This window comes from Ruegeria sp. THAF57 (assembly GCF_903914075.1).
In the GTDB taxonomy this organism is placed as follows: Bacteria; Pseudomonadota; Alphaproteobacteria; order Rhodobacterales; family Rhodobacteraceae; genus Ruegeria.
In genome coordinates this window covers 318480-332777 of sequence record NZ_CAIWNQ010000004.1, presented here as the reverse complement: position 1 = coordinate 332777, position 14298 = coordinate 318480, and the positions used below count along the sequence as shown (strand labels likewise).

The following is a 14298-nucleotide window of genomic DNA, read 5'->3' as shown; positions in this document are numbered from 1 at the left end:
GACCCGCCTTTTTTCTTCGAAAGCCGTGGTTTTATCAGCCCGCCTTTTGAATAACGTAGACTTGGTGCCCGTCTGAAACCTCTTGCGAGACAAGCACATGGCCGCTTTCGACACAGAAGTGAGGAACATCAACGACTGCAGCGGGGTCGTCAGCCAACACGCGCAACAACGACCCTTTCGGCATGGATTTCAACCGCTTGCGTGCTTTGAGCACGGGCAGGGGGCACAACAGCCCCAGTGCGTCGAGTGTTTCCGGCGTGTCTGACATACAGATCAAATATTTCCAGTTTTGTCGGGTGTCCAGCATGCAACCACGAGGATGTGACCGAATTGCCCCGTGACGTCGGCGGAGTCATAACATATGTGCTGAAGCATGTTCGGAATTGACATCATAGACGCGGGCCTTTTGCCTGCCATGTTCATCGCGATGCTGGGTGGCCTGATCAGCTTTTTGTCACCCTGCGTTTTGCCAATTGTACCACCGTATCTGGCGTATATGAGCGGCGTGTCCATCAACGACATGCAGGATCAGGCGCAGGCACGTCGCAAGGCGACTCTGACGGCCTTGTTCTTTGTTCTGGGCCTTTCAACGGTATTCCTGCTGTTGGGTTTCACAGCGTCTGCCTTTGGCGCGTTTGTGCTGCAGAATCAGGTTCTTTTCACCAAACTGTCCGGCGCTGTGGTCATTGTCTTTGGTTTGCATTTCCTGAACGTGTTTCGAATTCCGTTTCTTGACCGAGAGGCCCGTATCGAAACCGGTGATTCCGGTGGCTCGGTCTTTGGTGCTTATATACTGGGTCTTGCGTTTGCCTTTGGATGGACGCCCTGCATTGGTCCCCAATTGGGCGCGATCCTTTCCCTGGCTGCATCCGAGGCGTCCGTGGCGCGTGGAACGCTGCTGTTGGGGGTCTATGCGGCGGGGCTGGGAATTCCCTTCCTTCTGGCGGCGATGTTCCTCAACCGGTCAATGACAGTGATGAACAAAATCAAACCGCACATGGCGACGATTGAAAAAGTCATGGGGGGCTTGCTGTTGTTTGTCGGCATCATGCTGATCACCGGCTTGTTTACCGAATTCAGTTGGTGGTTGCTGGAAGCCTTCCCAGCACTGGCGAATTTCGGTTGATGACCTGATCTGTCTTACCTTGTCGGTAATGCTGCGGTAACTTACGTGGCAGAAGGTAAGATCATGAGCAGTCAGGCCAAACAATCACGGGTACGCAAACGCCGGGTGTTCTACATTCCCGGTTATGACCCGATCCATCCGCGCAGGTATCGTGAGCTGTACCGCAAGGAAAGCGCTGTTCAGGCCAAACTCTCGGGTTACGAAATATCCGTATCCGCCAAGTCGGGCGAGGGGCCATACGGCTGGCATGTGCGCTCGGAACAGGATGGTGCACAAGTCCAGAGCGATGTTGAGGTTCTGGTCTGGTCCGACATCGTTCGGGAAAGCATGTCGAATTCGATCCTCGCGACCTACTTGCAACTGGCTCAAACCGCGTGGGTTTACATCTCTACCGGAACCCTTTGGCGGCTGATGCGTTTGCGAAAAGGCCCCGTGATTGCCGCGCTGTATCCCGTGGCGATGCTGCTGTTTCAACTGTTTCTGGCGTTCGGTGCAGCATGGGCTTTGACGGCTATTCTCTTGCCAGTTGCATCTTGGTTCGCGATCCTGCCGGCGGCACTGCTCGGCTACGGTCTGTTGAGATGGTTTCGAAAAGCAGACAACAGGTTGTTTGCTTACTACTTGATGCACGACTACGCTTATTCGGCCTCTGAAAAAGGAGTGACGCCGGATGCCCTTGAAACGCGTCTGTCAGAATTCGGTATGCTGATAGCGGAAGCCCTAAAAGCAGATGTCGACGAAATTCTGGTCGTAGGACACAGTTCAGGGGCGCATCTCGGAGTTAGTGTGCTTGCGCAGGTCTTGCGATCAACAGCTCGACCAGCAAAAGGGCCAGAGCTTTCGTTTCTTACATTGGGGCAGGTCGTTCCTATGGTGTCCTTTTTGCCTGATGCGCATGGATTGCGCAGTGACCTTCGTTATCTGTCTCAGCGGGACGATCTTACATGGCTGGACGTTTCGGCGCCCGGAGATGGATGCTCATTTGCGCTTTGCGATCCGGTTGCGGTTTCGGGGGTCGGAACAGACAAGTCGAAATGGCCACTTGTGCTGTCGGCGGCCTTCACGCAAACGCTATCTGCAGAACGTTGGAAAGAACTTCGGTGGCGTTTCTTTCGTTTACACTTCCAGTACCTATGCGCGTTCGACCGGGTGGGGACCTATGACTATTTCCGGATTACCGCCGGTCCAATGACATTGGCGCAAAGATATGAAGGGCGTGCGCCTTCAAAGTCCCGGATAGACGCACCAGTGTCAAAATTCAGGTCGGTGCAGGCATGACCCCGCCAAAGCCGGTCTCGCGCCCCGACAAGGTGTCACTTTGGCGCTACTTCAAACTCTTTCGAAAAGATATCCTGTCAGCACAACCGCATCGTCTGTACCGAGCGTGGATGGCAGAGTTTCGAACCCCGTTCTTCAAATCATACTTGATCAACCAACCCGAACTTGTTGATAAGGTGTTGAAAAAGCAGCCTGATCAGTTTCCGAAATCGGAACGGATCAGCGAAGGGCTTCGCCCGTTGCTAGGGAATTCGGTGTTCCTGACCAACGGCGAAACCTGGAAACGCCAGAGGCGCATTATCGACCCGGCGTTTGACGGGGGGCGGTTGAAAGACACATATCCAGCAATGCTGGACGCGGCGAATGCTGCGGTCGAGCGGTTGCGGCCTCTTGCGGGCACTGAATTGGAATGTGAACAGTTCACCAGTTACGCGGCGGCGGATGTCATCTTTAGGACGCTGTTTTCAGTCCCGATTGACCACAAGATCGCAACCGAAGTATTTGATAAGTTTCGACGATATCAGCGTGCGCAACCTCTGTTGAACCTCGCAGCCCTTTTTCCGCTTCCAAAGTGGGCGCCGCGATTTCATTCGTCCAAAACCAAACGAAATGCCAAAGAGATCAGGTTTCTGATCAAACAGCTTACGGCTGACCGCGCGAAACAAATCGCCGCTGGTTGCGCCCCGAACGACCTGGCAACCAAGATCATGACCACGCCCGACCCGGCAACGGGGAAATGCTTTGGGCAAGATGAAATGGTGGATCAGGTCGCAATCTTTTTCCTCGCCGGCCATGAAACCAGTGCTTCTGCATTGGCATGGACCCTCTATCTGATGGCGCTGTACCCAGATTGGCAGGACAAGGTCGCCAACGAAGCGCACAGCCTTTCCGACCAAGGCTTCACGACCATTCCCCGACTGAAACTCAGCCGGGATGTGTTTCGCGAAGCATTGCGATTATATCCGCCGGTTCCGATGATGGTCCGCGAGAATACCTGCCCGGTGACGTTCCGGGATCGAGAGGTTGTGGAAGGGTCGCAAATAGTTATCAGTCCTTGGCATCTTCACCGGCACGAGCGATTGTGGGAAAACCCGGACGCGTTTGATCCGGCCCGATGGGAAACCGAAAACGGACGCTCATGTCAAAGGGATGCCTTTATTCCCTTCTCTGCGGGGGCGCGCGTCTGCCCGGGTGCCGGATTTGCGATGATCGAGGGGCCTTTGGTGTTGTCGTTGCTTCTGAAGTCCTTCCGCTTTGAGCTGATTGAAGGGCGCGAACCCGTACCCGTTGCCCATCTTACGGTCAGATCAAAAGATGGGATTTGGTTGCGCGTGCGTGAGCGCTAAACGCCTATCAACATCCGACGCCTTGCTGTATGCGGTTGAAAACAGCGGAATCATTTCGAACGGGAAAGTCTTATGTCCAAATCTGAACAGCGCGAACAAATGTCTAACGGAGCGGGCTTTATTGCCGCTTTGGATCAAAGTGGCGGTTCAACCCCCAAGGCACTGGCGCTTTATGGGGTAGAGGCATCGGACTATTCTTCGGATGAAGAGATGTTTGGTGAAATCCAGAAGATGCGCGCGCGGATTATTCTGGGTAATGATTTTACCAAGGACAAGGTGATTGGTGCAATCCTGTTTGAGCGCACTCTGTCCGAACAGATCGACGGGCGCCCCGTCGCCGACTACCTATGGTCGGTCAAAGGGATCGTTCCTTTCCTGAAGATTGACAAAGGGTTAGAGGACGAAGCGAACGGCGTTCAGATGATGAAGCCGATCCCGGGCCTCGCCGACACGCTGGCCAAAGCTGACGGTGTGTTTGGCACCAAAGAACGCTCGGTCATTCACGAAGCAAACGCCGAAGGCATTGCGGCCGTTGTCGCCCAACAGTTCGACGTCGCCCGTGAAGTTGTCGCCGCAGGTATGGTTCCGATTGTTGAGCCTGAGGTGAATATAAACTCTGCAACAAAGGCCGAAGCCGAGGATATCCTGAAAGACGAAATCCTGAAGAATCTGGATCTGTTGCAGGATGGGCAGGATGTGATGCTTAAACTGACCATTCCCAGCCAGGCCAACTTGTACGATGAAGTGGCCGATCATCCAAGCGTCGTCCGTGTCGTAGCCTTGTCGGGTGGATACTCAACCGAACAAGCCTGTGATCTGCTGGATCAGAATGGTAAAATGATCGCGTCTTTCTCACGCGCGTTGACTGAAGGTTTGTCAAAGCAACAGTCCGACGCTGAGTTTAATGCGGCTTTGGGCGGGAACATCGACAAGATATTCAAGGCGTCCGTCTAAAGCATTCTAACTTTACGGTTTATTGAAATCGCGGCGCAACTGCGCCGCTTTTTCGCGCATGATGCAACCAACGGCGTGGTCGTTCACCAGACCCATCGCCTGCATGAAGGCGAACACCGTTGTTGGCCCTACAAATTTCCACCCCCGTTTCTTAAGGTCTTTCGACATCGCAATAGATTCTGGCGATGTTGAAGCTGTTTGCGGGTTTTTCGGCGTATCAGCCTCAAACCTCCAGACGTAAGCGGCAAGAGACCCTTCGGCAGCAACCAGTTCCTGAGCACGCCGGGCATTGTTGATAACAGCTTCGATCTTTCCACGATGGCGAACGATCCCTTCGTCCTGAAGTAGGCGTTTAACATCAGCCTCATCAAACTCAGCCACCTGTTTGAAATCAAAGTGTTTAAACGCTTTTCTAAAGTTCTCGCGTTTGGACAAGATCGTGCGCCAACTGAGGCCGGACTGAAAACTCTCTAGACATAGTTTTTCGAATAGCCGCTGGTCGTCCGCAACCGGATAACCCCATTCCTGATCGTGGTAGTCAAAAAACTCTGGCGCAGAGTTACACCATGCACAGCGTGGTTCACCGTCTGGTCCAGCTACGGTCTTGCTCATTGCGTGTACCCTTTTTGTTCTCAGGTAACACTAATAAGGTTTGTACGCAAAACTCAACCGCTTTCCGTCAGGACCGGTACCAATTCAGAATGAAAACGCGGATGGCCGATGCAAGCCCCACATCTGGGTCCCGCTCCACATCAATTTCTGCAGCTAATGCATTGATTGGAGTATTCTTTGACTTGGCGATATCCCGAAACGCCAGCCAAAACTCATCCTCCAACGACACGGATGTCCGATGCCCCTTGAGCGTCAGTGAGCGTTTGACTGGACGCCCGCTCATTTGTCCAACTCGTGATTGTCTAGGTCCGAGCGTTGCTTTTCCTGTTGTTTTTGCAAGACTTCTTTTTCAGCCTTGCTTCGCCCGAATGCGACAGAGTTCTGATCCGCGCGGGCTTTTTTCTCAGCCCGCGCTTTTTCTTTACGATACCGGTTGAGGTTAACCGGCTTTCCCATCAGCTTTTGGGTCCGATCATGTGCTCGGGACGGACCACTGCGTCAAAGGTCTCTTCGTCGACAAACCCAAGCGCGATCGCTTCTTCCTTGAGGGTTGTCCCATTTTTGTGGGCCGTTTTCGCGACGGTCGTGGCGTTGTCATACCCGATCGTGGGGGCCAGAGCGGTCACCAGCATCAGAGATTCTTTCATCAACTTTTCGATCCGAGGCTCGTTGGCTTGGATGCCCATCAACATGCGCTCGGTAAAGCTGTCGGCAGCGTCGCCCAACAACTGAATGGATTGCAGCAGATTGTAGGACATCATTGGATTGTAGACGTTCAGTTCAAAATGCCCCTGACTGCCCGCGAATTTGATTGCGGCGTCATTGCCCATAACATGGGCGGCAACTTGGGTAATCGCTTCGGCCTGCGTTGGGTTTACCTTGCCCGGCATGATAGACGATCCAGGCTCGTTCTCAGGCAAGATCAGTTCACCCAGACCCGAGCGCGGACCAGAGCCCAGCAACCGGATGTCATTCGCGATTTTGTAGCAGCTTCCCGCAATGGTCGCCAAAGCACCAGACAGAAAGACCATCGCATCGTGCGACGCCAAAGCCTCAAATTTGTTGGGGGCAGTGACGAATGGCAGATCAGTAATCTCGGCCATATTGGCAGCGACGGCCTCGCTCCAGCCATCATGCGTGTTCAGGCCGGTTCCGACGGCCGTACCGCCTTGTGCCAATTCATAAATTCCGGGCATCGCGGCCTTTACCCGTTCGATACCCTGACGAATTTGATGCGCATACCCACTGAATTCCTGACCCAGAGTCAGAGGCGTTGCATCCTGTGTATGCGTACGCCCGATCTTGATAATATCACCGAATTCTTTGGACTTCTGCTCGAGCCCCGAGGCCAGCTTTTCCAGTCCGGGCAGAAGAACATCGCGCACGCTCATGGCGGTAGCGATGTGCATCGCGGTCGGGAAGGTGTCGTTTGACGATTGCCCCATATTGCAGTGATCATTGGGATGAACCGGATCCTTCGAGCCGATCACGCCGCCCAAAATCTCGATCGCGCGGTTCGCAATCACCTCGTTCGAGTTCATGTTGGACTGCGTACCAGACCCGGTTTGCCATACGACAAGCGGAAAGTTGTCGTCAAACTTGCCCTCGATCACTTCGCCAGCGGCCTGAATAACAGCGTCCGCGATCATGGCGTCAAGCTTGCCGATCGCCTTGTTTTCCATCGCACAGGCTTTTTTGATCACACCAAGCGCGCGAACGATGGCGACGGGTTGCTTTTCCCATCCAATCGGGAAGTTCATGATCGAACGCTGAGTTTGCGCGCCCCAATACTTGTCAGAAGGGACTTCCAGCGGGCCAAAGCTGTCGGATTCGGTGCGGGTCTGAGACATCGGTCACTCCGTCGTGTATACAATCGTATGCCGTTTACCTGCAGCAGAGCCACCATGCAATCGGCCAGTTTCGCGCACCTTAAACTTAGGGAAAGGAAAGGTATAGATAAGCGCGTGCTTGATTTTTCTTGAACCAATGACAATTCGCGCCATTGTCTGTGTCACCGGGTAGGCTAAGATAAACAGATCATAAATTTGGAGGTTAAGGTGGCCCAACTAACACGGCTTCACCCCCTGAGATTCTTCGCCTTTTTCACGGGCATCGCTCTTTTCGTTTTCTTATTCAGCCTTCAGGCCCGCGCCGCAGACATTGAAGATTTTGTTGGCGATTACGTCGGATCGGCGAATGTTGTGGATCAGGACGGCAGCGAAACACCGCGTGATATGAGCGTGTCGATCCAAGCCACCAAGGACGGCTTCAATGTCAGTTGGAAAACCACGACGTACAAAGCGGATGGCCGTGTGAAAGAGCAATCTTTTTCGATTGATTTCAAAGAATCCGAACGGTCGGACGTTTATTCTGCCGCAATGAGACGGAATGTCTTCGGTCACGAAGTCCCATTGGACCCGATGCAGGGCGAGCCCTTTGTTTGGGGCCGGATCGAAGGGGACACTATGACTGTGTTTTCGTTGTTTATTGACGAAAACGGTGGATACGAACTTCAGCAGTTTGATCGGACACTTGCCGACGGCGGACTAAACCTTTCATTCTCGAGGTTCCGAAACGGGATCAAATCCCGGTCGGTGGAGACCTTCCTAAAACGTCAGTAGAAAAAGCCCGGGAGTTGTTACTTCCGAAAGCTGTCCAACGACACAACATCCGCATCATGTTGGTCCTGAGGTTCTTCTACCTCGATCGTTTCCTCGGCGACGTGCGGCACTTCTTCGTCATCTTCCGGACTTTCAAAGCGAAGGCCAAATTCGACTGACGGGTCCACAAATGTCTTGATCGACGCGTAGGGAATATAAAGGGGTTCTGGCGCATCCCCGAAGTTCAGCGTAATTGCGAATCCGTTATCACCCACCTCGAGGTTTTCGAACCAATGCTGCATGACGATAGTCATTTCGTCGGGGTAACGCTCGCGCAGCCAATCCGCCAGCTCGACGCCATCGTGGCCGGTGTCAAAAGTGATAAAGAAATGATGTGAACCGGGCAGGCCTCGCTCGGAAACTTCTGTCAAAACAGTCTTGATAAGGCCGCGCATGGCGGTGTGCATCAAGTTGCCATAATCAATGTCCTGCGACATGTGCCATCCTCAAAAGTAATTACCCCAAGCATAAGGGATTCCAACGGAAACGAAAGGCCGCGTATTCACAGATTGTTCAAAGAAAATGAAACCCGATACCAGCCGCAGCCATAACCGCCAGCGTCAGCCCCATGCCAAATTTTAGTTTGAATATCAACACCCCAGCCAACATTGTCAGCACTACCGCCGACGGATTCAGGCTGGAGTGATCAGGCCACGGAACCGAGGCAATGCCCAGTTGTTTCTGCGAAATTTCGCCAAACAGAACATTAAGGCCAAACCAAACGGACAGATTGAGAATCACACCCACTACGGCCGCCGTTATCCCATGCAAGGCAGCGGATAGTCGTGGGCGCGCGGCCAAGTGTTCCAGGTACGGTGCGGCCAGAAATATCCAGAGGAAACACGGTACGAATGTTGCCCAAAGCGCGACTACACCTGCCGCGATCGCCAATGACGCTCCGCCTTCGATCTGGCCCGTCAGCATGGCGACAAACTGTGTAACCAGAATAAGGGGTCCCGGGGTTGTCTCGGCGAGCCCGAGGGCGTCAATCATCTGGTCTGTGTTGATCCACTGATACTTGTCCACAACTGTCTGCGTCATATACGCAAGGACTGCGTAAGCGCCCCCAAAGGTGACAACTGCAAGGCGGGCAAAGAACCAACCCAGATCACTCAGCAGTTTTTGTCCTGTTAAACCCAGCAGGAACAAAGGGGTCAGCCACAGGCCCAGCCAAATCACGCAGGTACGAACCGGATGCGTCGCCGGAACGGGCGGCGGGGTGATCGCGTAAGCACCTGTCCCTTTGTCCCGCACGTATCCCCAAACGGCGGCCGCCAGGATGATCAGCGGAAAAGGCAGGTTCAACGCAAAAATTGCCAGAAATCCCAACCCGGCGATAATGCGATGTTCGGTGTCCGACAAAGCCTTGCGTGACAGTTTATGCAAAGCCTGCAGCACGATCACGATTACAGTTGCCTTGACGCCAAGAAAGCCGGCCTGAACCAAAGGCAGATTGCCAAACGCAGCGTAGAGCCCAACCAGAACCGATATGACAAACGCCCCGGGCAGAACGAAAAGTCCACCAGCGATCAGACCGCCAGATACCCCGCGAAGACGCCATCCAGCGAATGTGGCCAACTGCATAGCTTCTGGCCCGGGCAGCAACATGCACAGGGACAACGCCCTAAGATACGTCTGCTCGTCCAGCCACGGGCGCTTTTCCACCAATTCCTGATGCATCAACGAAATCTGCGCCGCGGGCCCGCCGAAAGACAACAGCCCAATCCGCCCGAAAACCCTGATCAAATCGGTAATTGTCGGCGTCATGATTTCTTGTCCGTTGGCCAGTCGTGACGCTCTTCGAAACCATCGCGTGCCCAGCGATACATCGCATCATAAAGCTGCAGTCCGGCCGAGAGGTTCTGATGGTCATCGCGGTATTGCCGGGACAGGCCGACAGAGATCGCCAGCAATCCTGCGGCTTCGGGGGATAGGTCATGACGGTTCGTATCCGCCGCGCGAATAACAGTTGCCATCCGTTCCAATGCTGGAGTGTGCAGGCCGAATTCATCCAGCATCGTATCAAAGGTGCACTGGTCGTTACGGTGGCTCCAGAACACGTTTTCCACGTCAAAGGGGGTGGCTTCGAAAACGTCTGCAACACTCTGAACCTCATTCGGGGCCACAAACAGAAACCGCGCTTTGGGGTCCACAAACCGTCGGATCAACCAGGGGCAGGCTATACGATCAATCTTTGGCCGATGTCGCGTGACCCAAAGAGTATTCTCACCCCCCAATCCAGTGAGAGTTGATGCGGGGATCCGCGGCGCATCTGGTGTTTCCCGCCACGCATGCATCCCGCCGTCCAGATACTCGGCATCTACCCCCTCACTTCGCAACCAGGAAACAACACCTTGGCTGAGTTTTTTGCCCTTTTGGCAGATAATCACAGCAGGGCTGTCGTCAACGGCCTCTTTCACGCTGTCAAAATCACGGGCAGAACGGCGGAACGATCCCGGTATCAGGAAAGGGTCCGTCTGAAAATCTTCATCGACACAAATGTCGACCAACACCGGGGCTTGAGGTGTTCCGATCAATCGCAACAGTTGCTTGGAGGTTATCGAATTGGGCGCGGGCATAGCATGTTTCCTGTGTTGGTCGGATACATGCGAAACTTGGGCTTGCGCCTCACGGGGCGTTCGCAATCTTACCCCATGCCCCTTGCTACAGCGCATGGGACAGGGGGGTCAAGATTTCTTGCCGGGACTCTCAGGCCCAATCCAGCCTTTGTCCTGTCATGCAGACGGGCAGGGTATCTTGTGGAAATTGGCCGAGCTGCTCGAACAGTGAAATAAAGTCAAACTGGTTGTATGCCTCAACGACGCGCCCGTTTTTGATACGCCCGATCATGCTTCCGGTCGCCTGAAGCGGGGCACCGTTGTCGGCCCGGGTTGTCCTGACATGCAGAATGGCCGAAACCCAATCACCATCTTCGATAACCTTGGGAATGTCGACCTGTATGTCGCCGAGAATATGCCGAAATGCCATAACCAGATCGCGAAATTCATCCGCGCCGACCTGCATTTCCGGGATCAGCCCCTCGGCCATGGTCTCCGGGGCAAAATATTGGTCGATTGCGTCGGTATTGCCGTTTTCCCAAACCTCCGAATACCACTCTCTGAGCACTTCTGCATGCGACATCTCGGTTCTCCTGTCATTATGAACAGAGCATCGCTGCAATCAGTGAATAAACTCTGAACATAAGAACAGAAGACTTCCGGAGTGAATTTGGGAAAATGCAGGTTTCTGTTGCCAGGTACCTGCGAACCCCGCCTTACGCGGCTAGGCGCAAGGGCTTAAGTTTCGGTCTTGTTACTGCTTACGCAGCAACTGCAACCGGAGCACGATTGTCGTTTGCAATTGTACTATTTTCGCCGGTAACGGTGGCAGACAGCCGAGACAAAGCTAACCCCTTTAGACGTTCGTCGATCCTATTTCGGCCCCATGATCCCCAAACGAGAGATTTTGGTGGAGCCGCCGGGTACCGCCCCCGGGTCCGATCCGCTTATTACGAGCGCGTTTATGTCCATAGTCCCGAAGGACTCTTCCTATATAAGTTAGCATACGCCCGGATGCAAACGGGGAAACGCCTGCAGTCTTTCTTATAAATTTTAAATAATTAGGTGGCCTTGTTGAAGTTCGCGAGGATCAGCCACAACGCCAGCACCAATTCGATTCCACCGAAGGTCAGTGCCTTGACCAGTGGTGGATTGTCGAGCACAACCGATACGAACCGCCCCAGTGCGGCACCCGCATAGACGACACCCAGCATCACATAGCCCATTGGATTATTCAGCAGCAAAACCACTGCACCGGTCACGACAAACAGCCCTCCGACCGAGGCGCGCATTTCGCTCAGCCCCATATTGCTGTCGGTTGGTGCCAAATCCAGCGAGGCAGCAGTAAAGGCAGGGGCAAGGAATCCAAACAAGCCGAAACCGATTGTCAGGATCGCGGCAACTACATTAAGTCCTGTGGTCATCATGCCCTCGTTAAACAGCTTTTTTGCGCCGGTCAGCGACATCCTGCGCCAGCTTTCGGGTATAGTTTTCAAGTTTTACGAGCGTTTCATCAACAATGTCGGGCTCTCTTTCTTGCAGAGCATCCACGATCCGGCTGTGCAGCGAGATGATCTCTTCGCGTGATCTTGCCGTGAAGGTAATCATGTTCATCAAAGGCTGCATCGCCTCAACCGCGCCCGCCAATTGATAGGACAGAACCGGATTTCCTGCGCCGTCGACCAGCGCACGATGGAAGGCCACATCAGAGGCGCAGAATGCTTCATCCGTAAGGCCGGGTTGTTCTTGTCGGAAAATTTCGGCTCGCATCGTTGCCAATTGATCCGCTGTTCGACGCTGCGCCGACAAAGGCGCGCAAGCGCGTTCCAGCGCATAGCGTGCCTCACAAGCAGTATCGAAATCTACGGCGTTCATAGACAGCAAAAGGGTCGATGTCGTGATTTGCTGCGAATACGCGTCTTCAAAGCTTAGACGATTGACAAAGGCCCCACCGGTCGCGCCGCGCTGCGTTCGGATCAGAGACTGTGCAGCAAGGCGTTTAAGGGCTTCGCGGACGGTCGGGCGCGAAACCTGAAATTGATCGGCAAGTTCCGCTTCGGACGGCAACCGCTCATCAACGATCAACTGCCCTGAGACGATCGCGTCACGGATAGCCTGAGCAATCTGCGCGGACAGATCTACAGGTTTTTGAGGGTCGATTTTCATAATCTTAGACATTTTTCTAATTTTTATTTGTCTGACATTTAAAAGTCTGACATTTGAAAAGCAAGGATTGAGTCGGGAGGCACAAGTGAGTCGCGCAGTTCTACGTAACGGCTTTTGGCTGGGCTTCTATGCTTTGATCCTGTGGGCGTGGTGGATGATGTTCACCATGAGCCGTGACATGGACCTTGACTGGATTGGTCGCCCGGGTCCGATGGGTCAGGCGATGGCAGCCATGGACCCGCGCATGGATATGTACATGCCCATGGCCGAGTTCGGCCCCCTTTTCTGGATGTGGGCGATTATGATGGCGGCCATGATGCTGCCCACGCTGGTTCCAACCTTGCGCAGTTATGATGACCTGATCCGCAGCGCTGACGGTACGCGCGCGGGATGGCTTGGCGTTCTTAGCGGCTATTTTCTCGTTTGGGTCGGCTTTGCCGCGCTCATCACCGGTGTGCAGCTTGCTCTTCTGTATGGCGGTGTGGTTGATATGCTGGGGATCTCCAAGTCCAACATACTCGCTGCCGGGCTCCTTATCGCCGTCGGAGCGTTCCAGTTCACCCGCGCAAAAGAAGTTTGCCATGGTGTGTGCCACGCCCCGATGACCTATTTCCTGGGCCATTGGAAAACAGGGTTTTCCGGCGGGGTGCGCATGGGGCTGGGCCTGGGCGCGTTTTGCGTGGGATGCTGTTGGGGCTTCATGGCGCTTGGGTTTGTCGGCGGCGTGATGAGCCTGTTGTGGATGGGCTTGGCGACACTGTTCATGGTTTTCGAAAAACTACCTCAGATCGGGCACGCTGTGACGCGGCCGCTGGGGTTTGCTCTGATAGCGGGCGGTCTTGTTCTGCTCGTTTTCCCTTTTGCTTACGGAGGATAAGTATATGGCTAAAAACAGAAAACAAGACGCTGACCGTTTACCGATCAGCCAGCGCATCGACAGCCGTATGCCCAATCCAAAGCGGCGCGAAATGAGCCCGACAGATTGGGCGATCAAGGGCGAACTGATACTGAACTGTTCCTGCGATGTGTTCTGCCCATGCGTCGTATCCCTGGGGGCGCACCCTCCGACGGAAGGGCACTGCCATGCATGGATGGGCGTGATCATCGACGAAGGTCACTATGAAGGCGAAGACCTCTCGGGGCTGAATGTCGGGCTGTTGGTCGATATTCCGGGTCGAATGGGCGAAGGCCAGTGGAAAGTCGCCGCTTACGTGGACGAACGCTCCAGCGGAAAAGCTTATAACGGCTTGCTGCAAATCTTCAGCGGCCAGGCGGGTGGCACGACCGGTCTGTTCACCATGTTGGTGAGCGAAATAATCGGTGCAGAACGCGCCCCGGTTCAAATTGAGCGTGACGGGAACAAACGCCGCATCTCGATTGGCCGCAAAATTCAGGGCGAGATCGAAATGATGGCAGGCAAAGATGCCGACCATCCGGTCATGGTTTCCAATTCCAAATACTGGATGGGTCCGGACATCATTGTCGCCCGCGGGACAAAGTCCAAGGTGCGCGATTATGGCCGGGTCTGGGACTTTGGTGGAAAGTCTGCGGAAATCTGCCCGATCGACTGGCACGGCCCCAAGTAGCGAGGATTTGCA

The 14298-nt window shown here is 54.2% G+C and carries 18 protein-coding genes and 1 other RNA gene; 7 read left to right on the top strand and 12 right to left on the bottom strand.

Features of this window, described 5'->3' with window-relative positions; genetic code table 11:
• Positions 1–34: 34 nt before the first annotated feature.
• On the bottom strand, positions 35–268 hold the full coding sequence (locus tag RUESEDTHA_RS12955) for a sulfurtransferase TusA family protein (protein WP_180887240.1): 234 nt from the start codon (positions 266–268) through the stop codon (positions 35–37).
• A 105-nt stretch (positions 269–373) separates the two neighbouring features.
• Between RUESEDTHA_RS12955 and RUESEDTHA_RS12950 the strand changes: the two genes are divergently transcribed.
• The 4 genes from RUESEDTHA_RS12950 (at position 374) to RUESEDTHA_RS12935 (ending at position 4704) form a co-directional block, all read left to right on the top strand.
• Positions 374–1126, top strand: coding sequence for a cytochrome c biogenesis CcdA family protein (locus RUESEDTHA_RS12950; RefSeq protein ID WP_180887239.1), 753 nt, complete (start codon positions 374–376; stop codon positions 1124–1126).
• 63 nt (positions 1127–1189) lie between these two features.
• Positions 1190–2404: a hypothetical protein gene (locus tag RUESEDTHA_RS12945; RefSeq protein WP_180887238.1), complete on the top strand. Its 1215-nt coding sequence runs from the start codon at positions 1190–1192 to the stop codon at positions 2402–2404.
• Positions 2401–3750, top strand: a complete 1350-nt coding sequence (locus RUESEDTHA_RS12940) for a cytochrome P450 (protein WP_180887237.1) — start codon at positions 2401–2403, stop codon at positions 3748–3750. Before RUESEDTHA_RS12945 ends, RUESEDTHA_RS12940 begins: the two co-directional genes overlap by 4 nt.
• A gap of 72 nt (positions 3751–3822) precedes the next feature.
• Positions 3823–4704 carry a fructose bisphosphate aldolase gene (locus tag RUESEDTHA_RS12935; RefSeq protein WP_180887236.1) on the top strand — a complete coding sequence of 294 codons (882 nt, stop codon included), beginning with the start codon at positions 3823–3825 and terminating at the stop codon, positions 4702–4704.
• Positions 4705–4716: 12 nt separating this feature from the next.
• Here RUESEDTHA_RS12935 and RUESEDTHA_RS12930 read toward each other — a convergent pair whose 3' ends face one another.
• From RUESEDTHA_RS12930 to fumC, 4 genes are all read right to left on the bottom strand, one after another.
• Positions 4717–5316: a DNA-3-methyladenine glycosylase I gene (locus RUESEDTHA_RS12930; RefSeq protein ID WP_180887235.1), complete on the bottom strand. Its 600-nt coding sequence runs from the start codon at positions 5314–5316 to the stop codon at positions 4717–4719.
• A gap of 67 nt (positions 5317–5383) precedes the next feature.
• On the bottom strand, positions 5384–5599 hold the full coding sequence (locus RUESEDTHA_RS12925) for a ribbon-helix-helix domain-containing protein (protein ID WP_180887234.1): 216 nt from the start codon (positions 5597–5599) through the stop codon (positions 5384–5386).
• Positions 5596–5772 carry a DUF4169 family protein gene (locus RUESEDTHA_RS12920; protein ID WP_180887233.1) on the bottom strand — a complete coding sequence of 59 codons (177 nt, stop codon included), beginning with the start codon at positions 5770–5772 and terminating at the stop codon, positions 5596–5598. Before RUESEDTHA_RS12920 ends, RUESEDTHA_RS12925 begins: the two co-directional genes overlap by 4 nt.
• Positions 5772–7166: a class II fumarate hydratase gene (gene fumC, locus RUESEDTHA_RS12915; RefSeq protein ID WP_180887232.1), complete on the bottom strand. Its 1395-nt coding sequence runs from the start codon at positions 7164–7166 to the stop codon at positions 5772–5774. Before fumC ends, RUESEDTHA_RS12920 begins: the two co-directional genes overlap by 1 nt.
• Positions 7167–7400: 234 nt before the next feature.
• On the opposite strand from fumC, the gene RUESEDTHA_RS12910 reads away from it, so the two are divergent.
• Positions 7401–7937, top strand: a complete 537-nt coding sequence (locus tag RUESEDTHA_RS12910; RefSeq protein WP_180887313.1) for a hypothetical protein — start codon at positions 7401–7403, stop codon at positions 7935–7937.
• A 17-nt stretch (positions 7938–7954) separates the two neighbouring features.
• Here RUESEDTHA_RS12910 and RUESEDTHA_RS12905 read toward each other — a convergent pair whose 3' ends face one another.
• The 7 genes from RUESEDTHA_RS12905 to RUESEDTHA_RS12875 all read right to left on the bottom strand — a co-directional run bounded on the left by RUESEDTHA_RS12905 (position 7955) and on the right by RUESEDTHA_RS12875 (position 12700).
• Positions 7955–8413 (bottom strand): SspB family protein, encoded by a 459-nt coding sequence (locus tag RUESEDTHA_RS12905; RefSeq protein ID WP_180887231.1) that lies wholly within the window; start codon positions 8411–8413, stop codon positions 7955–7957.
• A gap of 76 nt (positions 8414–8489) precedes the next feature.
• Complete coding sequence (gene chrA / locus RUESEDTHA_RS12900) at positions 8490–9743, bottom strand: chromate efflux transporter (RefSeq protein WP_180887230.1); 1254 nt, start codon at positions 9741–9743, stop codon at positions 8490–8492.
• On the bottom strand, positions 9740–10555 hold the full coding sequence (locus tag RUESEDTHA_RS12895; protein ID WP_180887229.1) for a sulfurtransferase/chromate resistance protein: 816 nt from the start codon (positions 10553–10555) through the stop codon (positions 9740–9742). The genes chrA and RUESEDTHA_RS12895 overlap by 4 nt, the downstream gene beginning before the upstream one ends.
• A 130-nt stretch (positions 10556–10685) precedes the next feature.
• Entirely contained in the window at positions 10686–11117 is a 432-nt protein-coding gene (locus tag RUESEDTHA_RS12890) for an ester cyclase (RefSeq protein WP_180887228.1), read from the bottom strand.
• A 94-nt stretch (positions 11118–11211) separates the two neighbouring features.
• Positions 11212–11558, bottom strand: a transfer-messenger RNA (tmRNA) gene (gene ssrA, locus RUESEDTHA_RS12885).
• Between the two features lie 37 nt (positions 11559–11595).
• A complete protein-coding gene (locus RUESEDTHA_RS12880; RefSeq protein WP_180887227.1) occupies positions 11596–11958 on the bottom strand; it encodes a DUF4345 family protein in 363 nt (120 codons plus the stop codon).
• A 10-nt stretch (positions 11959–11968) separates the two neighbouring features.
• Positions 11969–12700, bottom strand: a complete 732-nt coding sequence (locus tag RUESEDTHA_RS12875) for a FadR/GntR family transcriptional regulator (RefSeq protein ID WP_180887226.1) — start codon at positions 12698–12700, stop codon at positions 11969–11971.
• An 85-nt stretch (positions 12701–12785) separates the two neighbouring features.
• Here RUESEDTHA_RS12875 and RUESEDTHA_RS12870 point away from each other — a divergent pair, with 85 nt between their 5' ends.
• Complete coding sequence (locus RUESEDTHA_RS12870; RefSeq protein WP_255431723.1) at positions 12786–13577, top strand: DUF2182 domain-containing protein; 792 nt, start codon at positions 12786–12788, stop codon at positions 13575–13577.
• A 4-nt stretch (positions 13578–13581) separates the two neighbouring features.
• A complete protein-coding gene (locus RUESEDTHA_RS12865; protein ID WP_171121379.1) occupies positions 13582–14286 on the top strand; it encodes a DUF1326 domain-containing protein in 705 nt (234 codons plus the stop codon).
• Positions 14287–14298 lie beyond the last annotated feature (12 nt).

What these genes read in the sequence shown, in the direction of transcription:
- RUESEDTHA_RS12955 (WP_180887240.1), bottom strand. Translation starts at nt 268, where the DNA reads ATGTCAGACACGCCGGAAACACTCGACGCACTGGGGCTGTTGTGCCCC.
- RUESEDTHA_RS12950 (WP_180887239.1), top strand. Translation starts at nt 374, where the DNA reads ATGTTCGGAATTGACATCATAGACGCGGGCCTTTTGCCTGCCATGTTC.
- RUESEDTHA_RS12945 (WP_180887238.1), top strand. Translation starts at nt 1,190, where the DNA reads ATGAGCAGTCAGGCCAAACAATCACGGGTACGCAAACGCCGGGTGTTC.
- RUESEDTHA_RS12940 (WP_180887237.1), top strand. Translation starts at nt 2,401, where the DNA reads ATGACCCCGCCAAAGCCGGTCTCGCGCCCCGACAAGGTGTCACTTTGG.
- RUESEDTHA_RS12935 (WP_180887236.1), top strand. Translation starts at nt 3,823, where the DNA reads ATGTCCAAATCTGAACAGCGCGAACAAATGTCTAACGGAGCGGGCTTT.
- RUESEDTHA_RS12930 (WP_180887235.1), bottom strand. Translation starts at nt 5,316, where the DNA reads ATGAGCAAGACCGTAGCTGGACCAGACGGTGAACCACGCTGTGCATGG.
- RUESEDTHA_RS12925 (WP_180887234.1), bottom strand. Translation starts at nt 5,599, where the DNA reads ATGAGCGGGCGTCCAGTCAAACGCTCACTGACGCTCAAGGGGCATCGG.
- RUESEDTHA_RS12920 (WP_180887233.1), bottom strand. Translation starts at nt 5,772, where the DNA reads ATGGGAAAGCCGGTTAACCTCAACCGGTATCGTAAAGAAAAAGCGCGG.
- fumC (WP_180887232.1), bottom strand. Translation starts at nt 7,166, where the DNA reads ATGTCTCAGACCCGCACCGAATCCGACAGCTTTGGCCCGCTGGAAGTC.
- RUESEDTHA_RS12905 (WP_180887231.1), bottom strand. Translation starts at nt 8,413, where the DNA reads ATGTCGCAGGACATTGATTATGGCAACTTGATGCACACCGCCATGCGC.
- chrA (WP_180887230.1), bottom strand. Translation starts at nt 9,743, where the DNA reads ATGACGCCGACAATTACCGATTTGATCAGGGTTTTCGGGCGGATTGGG.
- RUESEDTHA_RS12895 (WP_180887229.1), bottom strand. Translation starts at nt 10,555, where the DNA reads ATGCCCGCGCCCAATTCGATAACCTCCAAGCAACTGTTGCGATTGATC.
- RUESEDTHA_RS12890 (WP_180887228.1), bottom strand. Translation starts at nt 11,117, where the DNA reads ATGTCGCATGCAGAAGTGCTCAGAGAGTGGTATTCGGAGGTTTGGGAA.
- RUESEDTHA_RS12880 (WP_180887227.1), bottom strand. Translation starts at nt 11,958, where the DNA reads ATGACCACAGGACTTAATGTAGTTGCCGCGATCCTGACAATCGGTTTC.
- RUESEDTHA_RS12875 (WP_180887226.1), bottom strand. Translation starts at nt 12,700, where the DNA reads ATGAAAATCGACCCTCAAAAACCTGTAGATCTGTCCGCGCAGATTGCT.
- RUESEDTHA_RS12865 (WP_171121379.1), top strand. Translation starts at nt 13,582, where the DNA reads ATGGCTAAAAACAGAAAACAAGACGCTGACCGTTTACCGATCAGCCAG.